General features: G+C 66.4%; 20 protein-coding genes and 3 tRNA genes. 15 read left to right on the plus strand and 8 right to left on the minus strand.

Annotated elements, in window-relative coordinates; translation table 11 throughout:
• Nucleotides 1-31: 31 nt before the first annotated feature.
• Nucleotides 32-922 (minus strand): LysR family transcriptional regulator, encoded by an 891-nt coding sequence (locus tag AB7F11_RS16825; protein WP_428290553.1) that lies wholly within the window; start codon nucleotides 920-922, stop codon nucleotides 32-34.
• Between the two features lie 111 nt (nucleotides 923-1,033).
• On the opposite strand from AB7F11_RS16825, the gene AB7F11_RS16830 reads away from it, so the two are divergent.
• A complete protein-coding gene (locus AB7F11_RS16830; protein ID WP_428290554.1) occupies nucleotides 1,034-2,197 on the plus strand; it encodes an Acg family FMN-binding oxidoreductase in 1,164 nt (387 codons plus the stop codon).
• A 51-nt stretch (nucleotides 2,198-2,248) separates the two neighbouring features.
• Here AB7F11_RS16830 and AB7F11_RS16835 read toward each other — a convergent pair whose 3' ends face one another.
• Genes AB7F11_RS16835 through AB7F11_RS16845 form a run of 3 tightly spaced genes read right to left on the minus strand, consistent with a single transcriptional unit; the run spans nucleotide 2,249 to nucleotide 4,399 of the window.
• Entirely contained in the window at nucleotides 2,249-3,391 is a 1,143-nt protein-coding gene (locus AB7F11_RS16835; protein WP_428290555.1) for a DNA alkylation repair protein, read from the minus strand.
• A gap of 3 nt (nucleotides 3,392-3,394) precedes the next feature.
• On the minus strand, nucleotides 3,395-3,880 hold the full coding sequence (locus AB7F11_RS16840) for a CinA family protein (RefSeq protein WP_428290556.1): 486 nt from the start codon (nucleotides 3,878-3,880) through the stop codon (nucleotides 3,395-3,397).
• 3 nt (nucleotides 3,881-3,883) lie between these two features.
• A complete protein-coding gene (locus tag AB7F11_RS16845) occupies nucleotides 3,884-4,399 on the minus strand; it encodes a phosphatidylglycerophosphatase A family protein (RefSeq protein WP_428290557.1) in 516 nt (171 codons plus the stop codon).
• Nucleotides 4,400-4,497: 98 nt separating this feature from the next.
• Here AB7F11_RS16845 and AB7F11_RS16850 point away from each other — a divergent pair, with 98 nt between their 5' ends.
• The gene (locus AB7F11_RS16850) at nucleotides 4,498-6,030 is read left to right on the plus strand and encodes a hypothetical protein (protein WP_428290558.1); all 1,533 of its coding nucleotides are present in this window, start codon (nucleotides 4,498-4,500) and stop codon (nucleotides 6,028-6,030) included.
• Here the strand turns inward: AB7F11_RS16850 and thiL are convergent.
• From thiL to apaG, 3 genes are read right to left on the minus strand one after another with little or no spacing between them, the layout of a single operon-like run.
• Nucleotides 5,995-6,963, minus strand: a complete 969-nt coding sequence (thiL, locus tag AB7F11_RS16855; RefSeq protein WP_428290572.1) for a thiamine-phosphate kinase — start codon at nucleotides 6,961-6,963, stop codon at nucleotides 5,995-5,997. The two genes, AB7F11_RS16850 and thiL, sit on opposite strands and share 36 nt — an antisense overlap.
• Nucleotides 6,956-8,989 carry a site-specific recombinase gene (locus AB7F11_RS16860; protein WP_428290559.1) on the minus strand — a complete coding sequence of 678 codons (2,034 nt, stop codon included), beginning with the start codon at nucleotides 8,987-8,989 and terminating at the stop codon, nucleotides 6,956-6,958. The genes thiL and AB7F11_RS16860 overlap by 8 nt, the downstream gene beginning before the upstream one ends.
• 49 nt (nucleotides 8,990-9,038) lie before the next feature.
• On the minus strand, nucleotides 9,039-9,434 hold the full coding sequence (apaG, locus tag AB7F11_RS16865) for a Co2+/Mg2+ efflux protein ApaG (protein ID WP_428290560.1): 396 nt from the start codon (nucleotides 9,432-9,434) through the stop codon (nucleotides 9,039-9,041).
• A gap of 82 nt (nucleotides 9,435-9,516) precedes the next feature.
• Here apaG and rpe point away from each other — a divergent pair, with 82 nt between their 5' ends.
• Complete coding sequence (gene rpe / locus AB7F11_RS16870) at nucleotides 9,517-10,191, plus strand: ribulose-phosphate 3-epimerase (RefSeq protein WP_428290561.1); 675 nt, start codon at nucleotides 9,517-9,519, stop codon at nucleotides 10,189-10,191.
• A complete protein-coding gene (gph, locus tag AB7F11_RS16875) occupies nucleotides 10,191-10,880 on the plus strand; it encodes a phosphoglycolate phosphatase (RefSeq protein ID WP_428290562.1) in 690 nt (229 codons plus the stop codon). Before rpe ends, gph begins: the two co-directional genes overlap by 1 nt.
• Here the strand turns inward: gph and AB7F11_RS16880 are convergent.
• The gene (locus AB7F11_RS16880; RefSeq protein WP_428290563.1) at nucleotides 10,863-11,444 is read right to left on the minus strand and encodes a chalcone isomerase family protein; all 582 of its coding nucleotides are present in this window, start codon (nucleotides 11,442-11,444) and stop codon (nucleotides 10,863-10,865) included. The genes gph and AB7F11_RS16880 overlap by 18 nt on opposite strands.
• Nucleotides 11,445-11,783: 339 nt before the next feature.
• On the opposite strand from AB7F11_RS16880, the gene trpE reads away from it, so the two are divergent.
• The 11 genes from trpE to AB7F11_RS16935 form a co-directional block, all read left to right on the plus strand.
• The gene (gene trpE / locus AB7F11_RS16885) at nucleotides 11,784-13,283 is read left to right on the plus strand and encodes an anthranilate synthase component I (protein ID WP_428290564.1); all 1,500 of its coding nucleotides are present in this window, start codon (nucleotides 11,784-11,786) and stop codon (nucleotides 13,281-13,283) included.
• On the plus strand, nucleotides 13,280-13,873 hold the full coding sequence (locus AB7F11_RS16890; protein WP_428290565.1) for an anthranilate synthase component II: 594 nt from the start codon (nucleotides 13,280-13,282) through the stop codon (nucleotides 13,871-13,873). The genes trpE and AB7F11_RS16890 overlap by 4 nt, the downstream gene beginning before the upstream one ends.
• Nucleotides 13,870-14,937 carry a low-specificity L-threonine aldolase gene (gene ltaE, locus AB7F11_RS16895; RefSeq protein WP_428290566.1) on the plus strand — a complete coding sequence of 356 codons (1,068 nt, stop codon included), beginning with the start codon at nucleotides 13,870-13,872 and terminating at the stop codon, nucleotides 14,935-14,937. Before AB7F11_RS16890 ends, ltaE begins: the two co-directional genes overlap by 4 nt.
• Before the next feature lie 20 nt (nucleotides 14,938-14,957).
• Complete coding sequence (locus AB7F11_RS16900) at nucleotides 14,958-15,605, plus strand: LysE family translocator (RefSeq protein ID WP_428290567.1); 648 nt, start codon at nucleotides 14,958-14,960, stop codon at nucleotides 15,603-15,605.
• Nucleotides 15,606-15,628: 23 nt separating this feature from the next.
• Complete coding sequence (gene trpD, locus AB7F11_RS16905) at nucleotides 15,629-16,684, plus strand: anthranilate phosphoribosyltransferase (protein WP_428290568.1); 1,056 nt, start codon at nucleotides 15,629-15,631, stop codon at nucleotides 16,682-16,684.
• Nucleotides 16,685-16,698: 14 nt separating this feature from the next.
• Nucleotides 16,699-17,499, plus strand: coding sequence for an indole-3-glycerol phosphate synthase TrpC (gene trpC, locus AB7F11_RS16910; protein ID WP_428290569.1), 801 nt, complete (start codon nucleotides 16,699-16,701; stop codon nucleotides 17,497-17,499).
• A 10-nt stretch (nucleotides 17,500-17,509) separates the two neighbouring features.
• Nucleotides 17,510-18,238, plus strand: a complete 729-nt coding sequence (locus tag AB7F11_RS16915; RefSeq protein ID WP_428290570.1) for a uracil-DNA glycosylase — start codon at nucleotides 17,510-17,512, stop codon at nucleotides 18,236-18,238.
• 66 nt (nucleotides 18,239-18,304) lie between these two features.
• A tRNA-Tyr gene (locus AB7F11_RS16920) sits at nucleotides 18,305-18,390 on the plus strand.
• A 76-nt stretch (nucleotides 18,391-18,466) separates the two neighbouring features.
• Nucleotides 18,467-18,540: transfer RNA gene (locus AB7F11_RS16925), tRNA-Gly, on the plus strand.
• Nucleotides 18,541-18,606: 66 nt separating this feature from the next.
• Nucleotides 18,607-18,681 (plus strand) — tRNA-Thr (locus AB7F11_RS16930).
• Between the two features lie 52 nt (nucleotides 18,682-18,733).
• The coding region (locus tag AB7F11_RS16935) for a GTP-binding protein (RefSeq protein ID WP_253194645.1) at nucleotides 18,734-18,854 on the plus strand (121 nt) is incomplete at its 3' end.

Genomic DNA, 18,854 nt, shown 5'->3' on the forward strand with positions numbered 1-18,854 from the left:
AAAGACCTTTCAGTGCATGAGGCCGGCGGGTTCAGGCCAGCGCGGGGGGCAGGGTGTGTGAAAGAAAGTCCCACACCCGGCGGATGCGCGGGTTGCTGCGGATCTCGCGGTGGACCGCCAGCCACATGGGCAGGGCAGGTATTTCCAGCGTGGGCAGCAGTGGCATGAGTTCTGGATTCTGCCGCGCCGCATAGCGCGCGAGAAAGCCCACACCCAGGCCCGCGTTCACGGCCGCCTGGTACGCATTGAGGTCGTCGGTGCGCACGGCGAAGTCTTCGCGCTGCATCGGCAGGCCCATGGCGGCAAAGCCGCGCAAGATGTCGGTGTTGCGGTCGTTGCCGATCAGGTCGTGCGAGAGCAGGTCGGCGGGTTGGCGGGGTGTGCCGCGTCGGCGCAGGTAGTCGCGATGGGCAAAGGTGCCGATGGCGACCTGTCCCACGCGCTTGATCACCAGCGAACCCTGGTCGGGCCGCACCATGCGCAGCGCGATGTCGGCCTCGCGCTGCAGCAGGTTGCTCACCGCGTTGCTGGAGATCAGTTCAATCTGGATGTCCGGGTGCAACTCTCGCAGTTGCCGCAGCAGAGGTGGCAGCAGCACACAGGTGACGGGCTGGCTGGCGCTGATGCGCACCGAGCCACGAACCTGCGCCTGCGCGCCGGTGGCCTGCCGTGCGAGCTGGTCTGCAGCGGCGGACATGGCGCGCGCCGCTTCGGCCAGGCGCTGCGCGTGCGGCGTGGGCACCAGCCCGCGCCCGGTGCGTTCGAACAGCACCACGCCGAGCTGCCCCTCCAGTTCGCCGATGTGCCGTCCCACCGTGGGCTGGCTGGTGGACAGGGCACGCGCTGCGCCCATCAGGCTGCCCCGGTCGAGCGCCGCCAGAAAGGACCGGATCAGCGTCCAGTTGAACTCGCCGGTATTCATTTATGAACAGCTGTTGTTTGATTCGTGACAATTGTGTATGAGCTCGCTGGTTTCCACAATGCACGCATGGCACTGGCTTTCAGTGTCCCCCTGCATTCCAAGGAGATCACCATGCAACGTCGACTTTTCATTCGTCTGGCTGGCGGCGGCGTGGTTGCTGCCGCCACCACCGCCACCCTGGCCGGTTGCAGCACAGCCCTGCCCCCCGAGGCCCTGGCAGCCTGGCAGGCGCCCGGCCAGGCCGAGACCGACGTGCGCCGCTGGATGCTCGCGCATGCCATCCTGGCACCGCATTCGCACAACCTGCAGTCCTGGCTGGTGGACCTGAGCGTGCCGGATGAAATCACGCTGTTCATCGACCGCAGTCGGCTGTTGCCCGAGACGGACCCTTTCTCGCGCCAGATGATGATGAGCCAGGGCACTTTCCTGGAGCTGCTGGACCTGGCGGCGCGGCAGAAGGGGTTGCGCGCCGAGATCGTCTTGTTTCCTCAAGGGGTGTTCCCGCCTGCCACGGTGGATGCGCGACCCACCGCGCGCATCCGGCTGGTGCCGCACGCCAGCGTGAAGCCCGACCCGCTGTTCGATCAGATTCTGCGTCGCCGCACGAACCGCGAAGCCTACGAGGCGCGCGAGCCCGATGCCTCGGCGTTGGCGGCCATCACCGCCAGCGTGCAGCCGCATCCGTTTCGCGTGGGCTTCGTCGGCCAGTCACAAGCCGATTTGCTTCAACAGCACCGTCGCATCGCCAAGGATGCCTGGCGCATTGAGCTGGTGACGCCACGCACGGTGCTGGAGTCGTTCAAGGTGCTGCGAGTGGGCCCGAAGGAAATCGCGCAGCACCGCGATGGCATATCGCTCAACGATCCCATGGTGCGGGCGCTCGACGCGGTGGGCCTGCTCGACCGCAGCGCTGCACCTGGCCCGGACGACTTTGCGACCACCAGCCAGATCAAAGACTTCAACGCGAAGATCGACACCACGCCCGCGTTCTTCTGGCTGGTGACGGAGGGCAATGACCGGATCACGCAGATCAACTCGGGCCGCGCCTATGCGCGTGCCCAACTGGCGGCCACGGCGGCGGGCTTGTCGATGCAACCGCTGTCGCAGGCCTTGCAGGAGTACCCGGAGCAGACGGTGCCGTACACCGAGATTCACCAACTGGTGGGAGCGCCTGCGCCGCGCTACACGGTGCAGATGTGGGCCCGCCTGGGGCATGGTCCCGTGATCGAGCCGTCGCCGCGAAGGGGCTTGGCATCGCACCTTGTCCGGTCTTGATCGCTGGGAGCTCGTTCGTAGATTTCGCGCACTCGCCAGAACCTTTGTGGGTTAGGTGGAAAGCAGAAATGAAGCTTCAGCCAGTGAAACCCCGTTCACCCGAATCTCCACCACATGCCGCCCTGGATACAAGGTCCTTGTGGTCACCGGCTTCAGGCTGTGCCGCCTGGAGAGCAATCGCTCCTCACCCGGCGCCAGTGAAAGCTTCCAGCCCTTGAACACCTTGGGTGAGGAACTGCCGTTGGCGCGCACGTGGTGGACGGCGTAGTCCACCTCCAGCAACTGGGGTTGGCGTGCGCTCGAACGCAACACCACGTTCATCCCGATGTCGCCACCCACGGCCGCGCGCGCAGACGACAGATTCAATGAGGCCTCACCCTTGAGGCCACTTGCCAGCCCCCACGCCGCCAACGTGGGCGCGTGGCCCGACTTGATGAGCCCCCGGCTCGCGTGGCGCAGCAGCGCGCTGCGTGTCACCGGCGCATCGACCAGGTGCTCCCGCACCCAGCTCGCCACCAGGTCGGGATGGTCCTTGGCGACGTCGTTCAGGTGGTTGGCCACGCTGCGGCGAACGTAGCTGCTGGTGTCGTCCTGCAGCGCGCGCAAAAGCGGGAGTGTGGGAGACGGGTCTGCCACCAGCGACTGCAGTCTCAGGCCCCAGGGCAGGCGCGGGCGGCTGCCTTCGCTCACCAGCCGCCTCACGTGCGCGCTCGGGTCGCTCACCCACTGGCTCAGCGTGTCGAACACCAAGGCCTGCTGCTGCTGGATCAACGGACGGATGGCGAACTCGGCCGTGAAGCGCTGGGTCAGTGCGCGCAGGCAGGCGAGCGCGGTGGGTACCTCGGTCAGGCCACGCCGTGCCACGAACTCGCCCATGGACCACACCGCCCAGCCGGCCACGCCCGAAGCCGCCACCGCCGGGCTGTGCGAGATCGGTTCGCCCTTCGCGTCCAGCGCCAGCGGCGGCGCCAGGCTCGCCTGAAGCACTTCGCAGGCGTGCGCAAATTCGACAGGCAACGTGGACTCCAGGGCATCGGCCATCTGCATGGCGCGCGCCTTGAACTCCAGCGCTTCAAGTCCTTCGGTGGCCTGGGCCTCGAAGCGCTTGCGGTCGAAGCGCGGCCAGGCGCGCCGCAGGTGCGCGCCAGTGGCGGCGACGGTATCGCGGTTGATGAGGTTCTTGAATGGTTCCACGGGTCAGACAGCAGGAAGGCGACGCAACAGTCCTGCCAGTGCGTGGCGCACAGCGGCCTGGCGCACGGCAGCGCGGTCGCCGTCGAAACGCTGGTGCTCGGTGAACACCCCCTCCGGCGTGGCCCAGCCGAACCAGACCGTGCCCTCCGGTTTCTCCGCGCTGCCGCCGGTGGGGCCGGCCACGCCGGTGACGGCCACGGCGAGGTGGGCGGGTGAATGCGCCAATGCGCCTGCCGCCATGGCGCGGGCAACGGGTTCGCTGACGGCGCCGTGCTGCTCGATCAACGCAGCGGGCACGCCCAGCAGCTCGCTCTTGGCGGCGTTGGAATAGGTCACGAAGCCGCGCTCGAACCAGTCGCTTGAACCCGAGATCTCGGTACACGCGCCCGCGATGAGTCCGCCGGTGCAGCTTTCGGCGGTGACCATGGACTGGCCGCGCGCCTTGAGTTCACGGGCGAGCGCATCCACGAGAGCAGGGGTTGGGTCCATGGTTCAGAAGCGCCAGAGGGCAATGACGAAGAGGGTGCAGAAGGCGGCCGCGAAGTCGTCGAGCAGGATGCCAAAGCCCCCACCCGGCCCCAACCCCTTGAAGGACTGATCCGCCCAGGCCATGGGCCCGACCTTGACCATGTCGAACAACCGGAAGATGGCGAAGGCGGCCAGTTGATCCCAGAAGCCCGCGGGCTGGATCAGCCACAACACCAGCCAGAACGCGACCACCTCGTCCCACACGATGTGGCCGGAATCCGCCACGCGCATGTGCTGTGCGGTCACCGTGCAGGCCCACCAGCCAATCAGCGTGGCGCCCAGGATCAGCAGGCCCCAGCCTGGAGGGGAGAGCAGAGGCTCCAGCACAAGGAAAGCGACCCAGGCCCAGAGCGTGCCGGCGGTGCCGGGCGCCAACCGGCTCAGGCCCGAACCCGCGCCCAGCGCGATGAAATGGGCAGGGTGAGAGAACAGAAATCCCCAGGTCGGGCGGGCCAGGGGTGCAAGTGGGGCGTCGGGCATGCGCGGATTATCGGGGGCCATGCTTGTCCCCGTGCAAGCCCGGCGCGATACTGCGCCCTCGACGGGCAGACGTCCGGCAGTGGGGAGTGGGCATGGGCATGAACACCGGGGCAATCCTCACGGCGCTGATGCTGGGCGTGTGGCTGACCGCCCTGGCTGCCTGGATCGTCAGCAGCCTCTACCGCCGCCGCATGCTGGCGCTGATGGGCAGTGCCCCGCCGCCGGACGCGAGCCATGTGGCCGAAGCGCCAGAGACGCAGGCCATGCCTGAGAGGAGCCACGTGCCGGTTCGGGCCGACCGCCGCGCCAGCCGCCGCGCGCACTGGCGGCATCTGGCGGTTCTCTCCGGACTGTCTTTGCTCATCGGTGTCACTCAGTCGGTGCTGGCGCTGCTCTTCATCTATGGCGGTGATCTGCTCAGCCCCGGGCGAGCGCTGACGCTGGGCCTGGTCTATGCCTGGCCCATGGCACTTACATGGGGACTTATGCGGCGCTGGTCGTGGTGGCGCACGCTGCTGGCCATCGCCATCTACCTGCTGGCCATGCTCATGCTGGTGACTTGGCGTTCCGTTTCGCCACGGCCGCTCACCGAGTCGTTCGCCTGGCTCGGTGGCCTGGTGCTGATTCCGGTCACGATCACGCTGCTCATCGGCGCCAGCGGTCGCATTCGCGCGGTGGCGCCCTACCTGTTGCCGATCTTCCTGCTGCTCGCCGGCTCGTCGGTGATCGCGCTGCAACTGATGGTGCTGGGCGTGAACGATCCTCCGCGCTGGCTGGTGGTGCTGGTGGAGACCGCCGGTGCCTGGCCAGCGATTGTGCTGCTGGCCCTGGCGCCCTGGTTGCTGCTGGCGTGGCCGGCCTGGGCCATCGCTCGCGCGCTCGCTCGTGCCTACCGCGACAAGCGTTTCTCCGACCTCTGGTACCTGCTCGCTGCCTACTGGCTGGTGGTGCTGGTGGCCACCGCGCTGCCTGCCTTGCAGGGTGTGGGCCTGGCGGCTTTGACGCAATTGCTGCCCTGGCTGTGGATCCCGCTGGCCGGCTGGGGGTTGCGTGGCTGGCTGGCGCCCAGAAATGCACCGCCCACCTTGCTGGTGCTGCGCGTGTTCCAGCAAGATGCCACCGTGCAAGCCCTGTTCGACCGCGTGGTCGAGCGCTGGCGCCTCTCCGGCAACACCGTGCTCATCGCCGGCACCGACCTTCTCAGCCGCACGCTCGACCCCGACGACCTGTTCACCTTCCTCAATGGCCGCCTGGCGACGCGCTTCATCGCCAGCGACGCACAGGTCGCTGATCGACTGCGCAGCTTTGACCTGGCGCCCGATCCCGATGGGCGCTACCGCGTGAACGAGTGCTACTGCTTCGACAGCACCTGGAAAGCTGCCCTGGCGGCGTTGGTGCAACAGACCGATGTGGTGCTGATGGATCTGCGCGGCTTTCACGCCGGCAAGCTGGGCTGCCGCCACGAACTGGGGGTGTTGGCGTCAGCATCGCATCTGCAGCGGGTGGTGTTGCTCCACGATGGAAGCACCGAACGCGCGGTGGCAGAGGCCGATGTGGCCGACGCACCGTCCGGGCGCTTCGTGTGGGTGCGAACCCTAGGCGAAGTGGTCGAAGCCCTGCACGCGCAATGAAAGCGGCCGGCCTTTCGCCCCCCGCAGGCGAAGGCCGTTGCCCTCGGTGATGCGGCCGATGCGCGTGACCGGCGTCTGGCTGGTCACAGCGGCGGCCAGCACCGCATCGCGCGCGGCCGGCGCGGCGGTGAACAGCAACTCGTAGTCGTCGCCACCAGCAAGCAGGCATTCCAACCGATGTGCCTCAGGCAAGGCCGCGATCTCGGGCGCCACGGGCAGCAGGGCGACATCCAGCTCTGCCCCCACGCCGCTGGCCGCCAGGATGTGGCCCAGGTCGCCGACCAGGCCGTCGCTCAAGTCGATCGCCGCGTGCGCACCATCCACTGACGCCAGGGCCACGCCCAGGGCGTTGCGCGGCGAGGGACGTTCCAGCCGATCGCGCAGGTGGACGCCCGTTGCCGCCGAGGCCCAGTCGGTGCCACGCTGGTGCTCCAGTGCCAGGCGCGCTTCGCCGGTGCGCCCGCTCACGTACAGATCGTCGCCAGCGTGCGCAGCGCTGCGCCGCAACGCCCTGCCGGTGCGCACCTGGCCGAACACGGTGATGCAGATGTTGAGCGGCCCGCGCGTGGTGTCGCCGCCCACCAGCGGGCAGGTGTTTGCGTCGGCCAGGGCAAAGAGGCCTCGGGCAAAGGCCGAGAGCCAGGCGTCGTCGGCCTCCGGCAGGGCCAGGGCGAGCGTGAAACCCAGCGGCACGGCGCCCATGGCGGCCAGGTCGCTCAGGTTGACCGCCAGCGCCTTGTGGCCGAGTGCGGCTGGATCCACTGATGCGAAGAAATGCCGGTCCTGCACCAGCATGTCGGTGGACACGGCCAGTTCGTGGCCGGGCCTGGGTCGCAACAGCGCGCCGTCGTCGCCCACGCCCAGCGACACGTCGGCCGGTAGCTGTACGCCGGGGCGCTGGAAGTGCCGCCGTATGAGTTCAAACTCACCCATTGGACTGCGGTTGCGGCGGGGCGTCGTCATCTGCAACCGGCGATGGGCGCGGTGGCAGCAGGAAACTCAGGGGGGCGGAGCGGATGCGTCGTTTGATCGCGGCGCGAATGAGCTGGCGGTTCACCTTGCTCACGCTCTGCGCCTGCAGCGCCAGCCGGAAAGCGAGGTAGAAGCTCACGCCCAGGTTGAGCGGGCCGATCACCAGCACGCCGGCGACGGCCCACCAGAAGTTGGGCTCGCTGAACACGCCCCAGCCCAGTGCCACGGCGGCGGCGGCGACTTGCCCGGTCGACAGGGTGACGTGGCGCACGTCCAGCCCGATGCCGAAGAAGACCATGAAGGCAGGCACCAGTCCCAGCATGAGGCCCAGCGAGATGTTGGCCGCCAGGCCCGAGATGTTGCGTCGCATGAAGTCGGCCCAGCGCGCGGCGCGCTCGCGTCCGAGCACCGCGGTGAAGCGCGGGTTGTGCTTCATGGCCGAATCCAGGTTGTGGAATACGTACCAGTTCTCCACCCAGCCGGCAATGATGCTGGAGGCGAACAGCAGCACGCCGGTGAACGCTGCATACAGCATCAGTGGCCCGATCAGGCTGATGTCCTTGAGCACGTGGTGCGCCTTGTCCTGGTTCACCATGGCCTCGCCGGTCAACAGCTGCATGGCCAGGCTGATCAGCACCACCACCGGAATCACCATGCCGATGTTGCCGACGATGGATGCGATCTGGGAGCGGAACAGGTTGGCCACCTCGTCAACGAAACGGCGAACGGCGCCGGGTTGCTTGATGTCGCGCAGCTTGGCGACCATCGCCGGCGCGGTCACGGCAGGCTGCTTGGTGGCCAGCGTGAGGTGCAGCAGCATGATCACCACGAACGAGACGGCGTAGTTCACGCCGTTGGCAAAGCCTCCCCAGAATGCGGAGAGCCCCAACCCGATCAACAGGAACTTGATCCAGACCGTCACGCCGACGATGGCGCCACCGCCCGCCGCCTTGCGCAGCATCTCGCGGTATTCGGTGCCGTTGCGGGTGATGTAGTGCTCTCCGCTCTCGGCGCTTCGCTCGGCGACCTTGGCGGCGGTGAGGTGCGAACTGGAAGCGATCAGCGAGCGCACGCTGCGGTTGTCGATGCCCACCTGGGCCAGATCGGCCAGCAGCGCGGCGGTGGCGCGTTCGGGTTTTTCGGATTGCAGGCAATCCAGCAGTTCCTTGATGCGCACGATGCGCTCGCGCAGTTGGCGCAGACGAAACACGATGCCCACCGAGACGCCGTGCTCTTCCAGGTGCGAATACACCGAATAGGCGGCGTGGCGGCAGGCATCGAGCCGCAGGCGCAGGTTTTCGGCGGTGGCCAGCGCCTGGGCGCTGTGCTTGCCATGCGAACGCACGGCCTGACGCAGCGCCTCGAAATCGGTGGGCAGCTCGTGAAACGGGCGCGCGGCCTGGGCGTCGGGCGACATGCGCACGCGGATCTCAGAGGCGAATCCCGTCGCGCAGACCTGGCTCACGCAGAAGGTCAGCGCGTCCATCAGGGCGCTTTGCCAGAAGCCAGCGGCGGCCAACAGCGCCGGTTCTTCGGCCACGTTTGTCGGCGGCGCAATCAACAGGTCGTGCAGCCGCTTCAGCGTGGCGCTGTCCAGCGCCTTGAGCCAGCGCACGTCGAAGCGGCTGGACAGCAACAGGTCGTAGAGCTCGGCCATGTCCGTGGTTTCCGGCGTGCCCGGCAGCACCTTTTTGCGCAGCCGGTTGCCGAACTCGCTGAGAAACGCGGTGCGCGGCGCAAAGCCATGGTCGGCGAGCAGCGGCGTGAGGTCCACCGTGCCGATGAAGCGGCTCCACCAGAGGTGCCAGCGCGCCTGCGCTCCGGGTTGCGTCTGTACGGCGTCCAGAAAGGCTTGTACGCGGGCCACGCTGGCCTGCACGTCGCTGGCATCTCCCCGCACCCACTGGAGTGCGTCGGTCAGCCACAGGTGGCGGCGCGCGAGTGACGCGTCCGGGTCGAGGGCGTCGAGCGGCGTGGCAGTGGTCATGCGGTGGTGCGGTCGGGCTGTTCAGGGCCGCCGGCGCTGGTCGCCGCGTTCAGTGCAGCACACGTGCCGGGGCGTCGCCGCTGCCCGGCGCGCGCAGGGCAAATTCGGCCACCTCGGCTTCGAAGCGTTCGCCATCTTCGGCAACGCAGAAAAAGCTGCCTCGCATGCTGCCGGTGGGCGTGGCCAGTCGCGTGCCGCTGGTGTACTGGAACGATTCCCCCGGGCGCAACAGCGGCTGGTGCCCCACCACACCCAGGCCCTTGACCTGCTCGGTGTGACCGCGCGCGTCGTCGATGATCCAGTGCCGCGCGATCAGTTGCGCCGCCACCTCACCCGCGTTGGTGATGGTGATGGTGTAGGCAAAGGCGTACTGCTCTTCCTCAGGCGAGGATTGCTCGCTCAGGAACTGGGGCTCCACCTCGCAGGTGAACAGGTATCGTGGCATGGCCGGCATGTTACCGCGCCACCATGAAGCCGCACGGTGCCTGCGAGAATAGAGGCTTATTTCTTTCCACCACCCGCCGACCATGACGTACCGCATCGCTCCGTCCATCCTGTCCGCCGACTTTGCCCGCCTGGGTGAGGAAGTGAAAAACGTCATCGCCGCCGGTTCCGACTGGATTCATTTTGACGTCATGGACAACCACTACGTGCCCAACCTCACGTTCGGTCCCATGATCTGCCAGGCGCTCAAGCCACACGCGAAAAAGCCCGACGGCACACCAGTGCCGATCGACGTTCACCTGATGATCCAGCCGGTTGACGCCCTGGCCGGCGCGTTCATCGACGCGGGTGCCGACCTGATCAGCTTCCACCCCGATGCGAGCGCCCACGTGCACCGCAGCGTGCAGGCCATCAAGGCCAAAGGTGCGAAGGCTGGCCTCACGTTCAACCCCGCTCAGCCGCTGGACGTGCTGGACTGGCTGATCGACGATATCGACCTCATCCTCATCATGAGCGTGAACCCCGGCTTTGGTGGCCAGAGCTTCATCGACTCCGCCCTGCGCAAGATCGAAGCCGCGCGTCGCCGCATCGAAGCCAGCGGCAAGGACATCCGCCTGGAAGTGGACGGGGGCATCAAGCCCGACAACATCCGCCGCGTGGCCGACGCCGGTGCAGACACCTTCGTGGCGGGCAGCGCGATCTTTGGCAAGCCGGACTACAAGGCGGTCATCGACCAGATGCGGGCTGCGCTGAATTGATGCACCTCCGCCGCGCTGACGTGACCGCCACCATTCAGGCGGTGATCGTCGATCTCGACGGAACGATGGTGGACACGCTGGGCGACTTCGATGTGGCGTTGAACCAGACGCTGAAAGACCTGGGCCGTCCGGCCGTGACCCGCGCCGACATCGAACGCATGGTGGGCAAAGGCTCGGCGCACCTGATCCGGTCGGCGCTGGTGCAGGGTGGCCTGGGTGCTCAAGAAGCGGCGGCCTTGCAGCCCGAAGCCTGGAATCGCTACCAGGCGCACTACCTCGCCATCAATGGCCAGCACAGCGCGGTCTACCCTGGCGTGGTCGAAGGCCTCTCCGCGCTGCGCCAGCGCGGCCTGCCGCTGGCCTGTCTCACCAACAAGCCGCAGGCGTTTGCGCGCCCGCTGTTGCAGGCCAAGTGCCTGGACGGCTTCTTTGCTCACGTGTTTGGCGGCGACAGCTTCGAGCGCGCCAAGCCCGATCCGCTGCCCCTGTTGAAAACCTGCGAGGCGCTGGGAACAGCACCTGTGTACACGCTCATGATCGGCGACTCGCAGAACGATGGCATCGCCGCCCGCGCCGCAGGTTGTCCGGTGGTGCTGGTGACCTACGGCTACAACCATGGTGAACCCATCGTGCAGGCCCCGCACGACCGGTTGATCGGCTCACTCGAAGAGCTACTTCGCTTTTCCTAGAAGGGCGTCCTTCAGCATCCAGTCCGCGGGCTTGGGTCCGAGCCAGATGCGCATGAGCGCGTCAAAGAACTCGGGCTCCTTGAACGCATCGCCTTCCACCTTGCCTTTGACCGTGATCACCGTGCCGGTGCCGGGAATCCAGTCGACCAGGAAGGTCTCGCCGGTCATGAGTTTCTTGTGGTTGCTGAAAATCTGGCTCATGCGCAGCACGCCCGGAATGAGCTTCGAAAAGGCCGCGCGTTCCATGTTGTCTTCCATGCCACGCGAGAACAGCTTGCCGAGCTCGGCCGAGTCGATGTCTCTGAGCATGGTGATGGTCATCCGCTTGGGGCCAGGCATGGTCAGCACCGCCTCGGGCGTGTCCGCCTTCTGGCCCAGGTAGAGCCCTGCGGTGTAGACCTTGAACACAGCCTTGTAGCGCACCCCCGCGCCATTGAGCACGAGGGGCCTGTCGGCCAGGGTGATGCGGTCCTCGAGCCTGACGCCGGCGACATCCAGGGTGGCTGCCCCGGCAGCGGTGGGCAGCAGGATCGAAAAAACGAGGACCAGGAGGGAAGACTTCATCGGGGCGGGCTCCGTGCGAGGGGTGTTGGAAATAGCACGTCTGTGCTTTTTGCAATTGTGCCCGTGGCAAGCCGTTCGGCTGACGCCTTTGCTACACTGCCTCGCTATGTTCAACCCATGCACAACCTTCTCAGGTGGTCTGCCGAGCCGCAATGGCCGGGGAGCCTGGCCCTGGCGCAAGCCAGCGTAAACGTGCACCTCTCCCGGGGTTGTCGCAGCGAAACCAGCTGTTGCATAACCCCACCTCTCGCCCGGCAGTTCGCCTGACCGGAATGCATGGACCCCCGCCCCACCCATTGTGTCGACAGACCCCGGGTGTGGCCGAAGGAAGCACAGAACATGATCACCGAACTGGAATTCAAGAGCCTGACCCAGCAAGGCTACAACCGCATCCCGCTGATGGCCGAGGCCTTTGCGGACCTGGAAACCCCGCTCTCGCTCTACCTCAAGCTCGCCCACGGACGGGGCGATGGCAAGCACAGCTTCCTGCTTGAATCCGTGGTGGGCGGCGAGCGCTTCGGGCGCTACAGCTTCATCGGCCTGCCGGCGCGCACCCTGTTGCGTGCCACCGGCTTTGGTGCCGAGGCCAGGACCGAGGTGGTGCGCGACGGCGCCGTGGTGGAAACCCACCACGGCAACCCGCTGGACTTTATCGCCGCCTACCAGCAGCGTTTCAAAGTGGCGTTGCGCCCCGGCCTGCCGCGCTTCTGCGGTGGCCTGGCTGGCTACTTCGGCTATGACGCGGTGCGCCACATCGAGAAGAAGCTGGAAAACACCTGCCCGCCCGACACGCTGGGCTGCCCCGACATCCTTCTGCTGCAGTGCGAAGAGCTGGCGGTGATCGACAACCTTTCGGGCAAGCTCTATCTGATCGTGTACGCCGACCCGGCCCAGCCCGAGGCGTACGCCAACGCCAAGAAACGCCTGCGAGAACTGCGCGAAGCGCTGAAATATTCGGTGAGCGCCCCGGTGGTCAGGCCCACGCAGGGTTACCCGGCCGAGCGCGATTTCGCCAAGGCCGACTACCTGGCCGCCGTGGACCGCGCGAAGGAGCTCATCGCCGCCGGTGACTTCATGCAGGTGCAGGTCGGTCAGCGCATCAAGAAGCGCTACACGGAGTCGCCGCTGTCGCTGTACCGGGCGCTGCGTTCGCTCAACCCCTCACCCTACATGTACTACTACCACTTCGGCGACTTCCACGTGGTGGGGGCTTCGCCAGAGATTCTGGTTCGGCAGGAGCAGACGCCGGAAGGCCAGAAGATCACCATACGGCCGCTCGCCGGCACCCGCCCACGTGGCGCCACGCCCGAGAAGGACAAAGCCACCGAAGCAGAACTGGTGAACGACCCCAAAGAGCGCGCCGAGCATGTGATGCTGATTGATCTCGCTCGCAATGACATCGGGCGCATCGCAAAGACCGGCTCGGTCAAGGTGACCGAGGCCTTTGCGGTGGAGCGCTACAGCCACGTGATGCACATCGTGAGCAACGTCGAAGGCATGCTCGTCGAGGGTATGACCAGCATGGACGTGCTCAAAGCCACGTTCCCGGCCGGCACGCTCACCGGCGCGCCCAAGGTGCATGCCATGGAGCTCATTGACCAGCTCGAACCCACCAAGCGTGGCATCTATGGCGGTGCCTGTGGCTACCTGAGCTACGCGGGCGACATGGACGTGGCCATCGCCATTCGCACCGGCATCATCAAGGACCAGACGCTCTACGTGCAGGCCGCCGCAGGCGTGGTCGCGGACTCGGTTCCCGAGATGGAGTGGAGAGAAACCGAGCACAAGGCGCGCGCCCTGCTGCGTGCGGCCGAACTGGTTGAGGAGGGTCTGGAATGAGCAAGCCTCTGCAAGTTCTCATGGTGGACAACTACGACTCGTTCACCTTCAACATCGTGCAGTACCTGGGCGAGCTGGGCGCCGAGGTGACCGTGTTGCGCAATGACGAGGTCACCGTCGACGAGCTGCAACGCCGGCTTGACGAAGGACGCATGGATCGTCTGGTCATTTCACCCGGCCCCTGCTCACCCGCTGAAGCCGGCATCTCGGTGCCGGCCATCCAGCATTTCGCCGGTCGACTGCCTATCCTCGGCGTCTGCCTCGGCCACCAGAGTATCGGCGCGGCGTTCGGTGGCCATATCGTGCGGGCGCAGGAGCTGATGCACGGCAAGACCTCGCAGATCACGACCACCCAGCGTGGCGTGTTTGCAAACCTGCCTGGGCAGTTCACCGTGAATCGCTACCACTCGCTGGCGATTGAACGCGCGAGCTGCCCGGACTGCCTGGAGGTCACGGCCTGGACGCCCGACGGCGAGATCATGGGTGTGAAGCACAAGACGCTGGCCATCGAGGGTGTGCAGTTCCACCCCGAAAGCATCCTCACCGAGCACGGCCATGCCATGCTCAAGAACTTCCTGGAACAAGCATGAAGACCGTTGACCTTCGAAGCGACACCGTCACGCAACCGACGGACGCCATGCGCGAGGCCATGATGGCCGCGCCGCTGGGCGACGACGTGTTTGGCGACGATCCGAGCGTGCACGCGCTGCAGGCCCGCATCGCCGACATCACCGGCAAGGAAGCTGCGCTCTTCATGGCCAGTGGCACACAGAGCAACCTGTGTGCCATGCTGGCGCACTGCGAGCGCGGTGACGAGTACATCGTGGGCCAGAACGCGCACACCTACCGCTACGAAGGTGGCGGCGCGGCGGTGCTCGGCAGCATCCAGCCGCAGCCGCTGGCGCAGAACGCCAGCGGGCAGATGCAGCTGGCCGACATCGCCGCTGCCATCAAGCCCGACGACCCACACTTCGCGCGCACGCGCCTGCTGTGTCTGGAGAACACCTGGAACGGCCACCCCATGCCGACCGATTACCTCGACCAGGCCACGGCGCTTGCCCGCGAACACGGCCTGGCCGTGCACCTGGATGGCGCACGCGTGTTCAATGCGGCGGTGGCCACCGGGGGAGATCCTTACGCAGCCGTTCGAGCGATCGTCGGCCGGTTCGACAGCGTTTCTGTTTGCTTCAGCAAAGGACTTGGCGCTCCGGTCGGTTCGGCCTTGTGCGGCTCCCATGAACTCATCCGGCGTGCGCTGCGCTGGCGCAAGATGCTCGGCGGCGGGCTTCGCCAGTCGGGCCTGCTGGCGGCGGCGGCGCACCACGCGCTCGACCACCATGTGATGCGGCTGGCCGACGACCACGCGCTCGCGCAGCGCCTGGCCCAGGGGCTGGCTGGCGTCGAGGGCCTGAGCGTGCGGTCGGCACAGACCAACATTGTTTTCGTTGACGTGGCCGACGGGCGCGGCCCCGACCTGCTGGCCCATCTGGAGTGCGACGGCGTGCTGGCCACCGGCCTCATCGGCCTGCGCTTCGTCACGCACCTCGATGTGGACGCCGCTGGCATCGACCGTGCCATTGCCAGCGTCAAGACCTTCTTCGCACAGGGCGGCGCTGCGCCAGCCACACGGACGGGCGGCACGGCCGTCTACTGAACTCAACGCGAAGGCGCGCCATGCCCGACCTGCCGCAACTGCTGCTCTTCATCGCGGCCGGCTGGCTGCTCAATCTCACGCCGGGACCTGACGTGCTTTACATCGTCACCCAGGCGCTCAGGAGTGGCGCACGCGCCGGCATCGTGGCCGCGCTGGGCATCGTCAGCGGCTGCTTCGTGCATGTGTTTGCGGCAGCCATTGGCGTGAGCGCGCTGCTGGCTGCGTCGGCCACCGCGTTCACCGTGCTCAAGTGGATGGGCGCCGCCTACCTCCTGTGGATGGGCGTGCGCATGCTGTTCGCCAAGGGCGCGCCGCTGGCAATCCACGCCGAAGACACAGCTCCAGCGGTCGACCTGTGGCGCGTGTTCCGCCGAGGGTTCCTCACCAACGTGCTCAACCCCAAGGTGGCATTGTTCTTCCTGGCTTTCGTGCCGCAGTTCATCGCACCCGGCGCGCCCGACAAGGCGCTGGTCTTCCTGCTGCTCGGCCTGATCTTCAACCTCAATTCGCTGCCGATCAACTTCGGCTACGCGTGGCTGGCCGCCTGGTTCGCGCGCCGCATGGACGCGGTGCAGCGTGGCATGCACTGGCTCGACCGCGTCGCTGGTGCGCTCTTCATCGGCTTCGGCGTGAAACTGGCCATGACCGACAATCCCGTCCAGCCATAGGACCCTAGGAAATGGAGACACCCATGCCGCACACCCAAACCCACGTTCACAAGATCACGCCGCAGGAAGCGCTGCAACGCACCATCGAGCACCGCGAGATCTTCCACGACGAAATGCTGCACCTCATGCGCCTGATCATGAGCGGCGAGATGTCGCAGGTCATGATGGCGGCCTTCATCACCGGCCTGCGAGTGAAGAAGGAAACCATCGGCGAGATCACCGCGGCTGCGCAGGTGATGCGCGAGTTCTCCACCAAGGTGCATGTGGCCGACAAGACGCACCTGGTCGACATCGTGGGCACCGGAGGCGACGGCTCGCACACCTTCAACATATCCACCTGCTCGATGTTCGTGGCTGCGGCGGCCGGCGCGCGCGTGAGCAAGCACGGCGGACGCAGCGTCTCGAGCAAAAGTGGCAGCGCCGACGTGTTGGAGAGCCTGGGAGTCAACATCAACCTTGCGCCTGAAGCCATAGCGCGTTGCATCGAGCAGGTCGGCGTGGGCTTCATGTTCGCGCCCAATCACCACCCCGCCATGAAGAACGTGGCGCCGGTGCGCCGCGAGCTCGGCATCAAGACCATCTTCAATATCCTGGGACCGCTGACCAACCCGGCTTCTGCGCCCAACATCCTCATGGGCGTGTTTCATCCCGACCTGGTGGGCATTCAGGTGCGCGCGTTGCAGCGCCTGGGCGCTGAGCACGCCGTGGTGGTGTACGGCCGAGACGGCATGGACGAGGTCTCGCTCGGCGCGGCCACGCTGGTGGGCGAGCTCAAGCATGGCGAGATCACCGAGTACGAAATTCACCCGGAGGATTTCGGCATCACCATGGCCAGCAGCAGAGCGCTGCGCGTCGAAACCCCCGAGGCCTCGCGCCAGATGCTCATGGGCGTGCTTGAAGGCCGGCAAGACCCGTCCTTCAAGGCCGCCAGCGAAATCGTGGCGCTCAACGCTGGCGTGGCGCTGTACGCGGCCAACGTCGTGACCGAGATGGGCGAGGGCATCGCGTTGGCGCGCCGTACGCTCGCCTCGGGCGCGGCGCTGGCCAAACTCGAACAACTCAAGGCTTTCGTGGCCTGATCCGGAATCCTTTCATGAGCGACATCCTGCAGAAGATCGTGGCCGTCAAGCACGAGGAAATTGCCACCGCGCAGCGCAAGAAGCCCATCGGTGTGATGCGATTCGACGCCGAGAGCCGCGTGCTCACCCGGGACTTCGAAGGCGCGCTGCGCGCGAAGATCGCAGCCGGCCAGGCGGCCGTGATTGCAGAAGTCAAGAAGGCCAGCCCCAGCAAAGGCGTGTTGCGCGAAGACTTCATCCCGGCTGATATCGCGCAGAGCTATGCCGAAGGCGATGGCCAGGTGAGTGCGGCCTGTCTCTCGGTGCTCACCGACCACCAGTTCTTTCAGGGCAGTGCCGATTTCCTCAAGCAAGCCCGCGCCAGTTGTGACCTGCCGGTGCTGCGCAAGGACTTCATGGTCGATCCTTATCAGGTCTATGAAGCACGCGCCATGGGGGCCGACGCCATCCTGCTCATCGTGGCCTGTCTGGACGATGCGCGCATGGCCGAACTGGAGGCGCTGGCGCTCGACCTGAACATGGCGGTGCTGGTCGAAGTGCACGACCGCGCCGAACTGCAGCGTGCCCTGAAGCTCAAGACCCGCCTGGTCGGCATCAACAACCGCAACCTGCGCACCTTCGAGGTCACGCTGCAGACCACGCTGGACATGCTCCCCGACGTGCCCGCCGACCGCCTGCTGGTGACCGAATCGGGGATTCTTTCCCAGGCCGACGTTCAGACCATGCGCGCGGCCGGCGTCAACGCCTTCCTGGTGGGCGAGGCCTTCATGCGCGCGCCCGAGCCCGGCCTGGCGCTGGCCGAACTGTTCGCCTGAGGTTGCACCGGTGCAGTCCGACCTGGAGGGGGTGGAAGGCGGGCCCGCGAGCCTTCGTTCTGCAGAGCCCGACGCGTGGCCAGTGCAAGCCGGCTGGGCGGACCTGCTGGCTGCATTCTGGGCTTCGGCCCAGGGCCAGACGCTGGCCGCCTACCTGAGGACGCGGTTGGCGGCCGGGGCCGTGATCTACCCTCCCCAACCCATGCGGGCGCTGGAACTCACGCCGCCCGAAGCGGTGCGGGTGGTGGTCCTCGGACAGGACCCCTACCATGGCCCCGGTCAGGCCGAGGGATTGGCGTTCTCGGTGGCACCCGGCGTGCGGCCGCCACCGAGCCTGCGAAACATCTTTGCGGAGATCCAGCGCGATCTGGGAACGCCTCCGCCCGTTCACGGCTCCCTGGTGCGCTGGGCTCAGCAGGGCGTGCTGCTGATCAACGCCAGCCTGACGGTGGAGTCTGAGCAGCCCGCCAGCCACGCAATGAAAGGTTGGGAAGCGCTTACTGACAAACTGATCCGACGCTGTGTGGAAAGTGGACCTCCCAAGGTTTTCCTGCTCTGGGGCGCGCACGCGCAAAAGAAGGCTTCACTGATCGATCCGGCCAGGCATCGGGTGCTGAGTGCCAACCACCCCTCGCCGCTCTCGGCCCGGCGTGGGCCCGTGCCGTTCATCGGGTGCGGCCACTTTCGCCAGGCCAATGAGTGGCTCGAGAGTCGGGGCCTGGCGCCGGTGCGTTGGTGAGCCCGCCGGGTGCAGGGGTGCTGGAGCGGCAATCGAAAACCATGGCATAATCTAAGGCTGCGCTATGGAGGGGTGCCCGAGTGGCTAAAGGGGGCAGACTGTAAATCTGTTGGCTTACGCCTACGCTGGTTCGAATCCAGCCTCCTCCACCAGCGATCAATGTGACGTGCTAGCGATGGGAAGTCGCGCCCAGATGGGTTCGGTGCCGTGTGGTGCCGGTTTGTTCGGGCGGGAGTAGTTCAATGGTAGAACCCCAGCCTTCCAAGCTGATGACGCGGGTTCGATTCCCGTCTCCCGCTCCATGTCCTGTTGATGGCTGGGTGCGAATTTTGAAGGTTTGAAGGGCGTCCGGCCTGCCGGATGCCTTGGCCCATGTGGCTCAGTGGTAGAGCACTCCCTTGGTAAGGGAGAGGTCGCGGGTCCGATTCCCGCCATGGGCACCAGTTATCCGCATGTGTTCTGGTGTTTCGGCAGTTTTGATTTTGGAGCTGAAAAATGGCAAAAGAGAAATTTGAGCGGACCAAGCCGCACGTGAACGTGGGCACGATTGGTCACGTGGACCATGGCAAGACGACGCTGACGGCGGCGATCACGACGGTGCTGGCGGCCAAGTTTG

This window comes from Hydrogenophaga sp., from assembly GCF_050250835.1.
In the GTDB taxonomy this organism is placed as follows: domain Bacteria; phylum Pseudomonadota; class Gammaproteobacteria; order Burkholderiales; family Burkholderiaceae_C; genus Hydrogenophaga.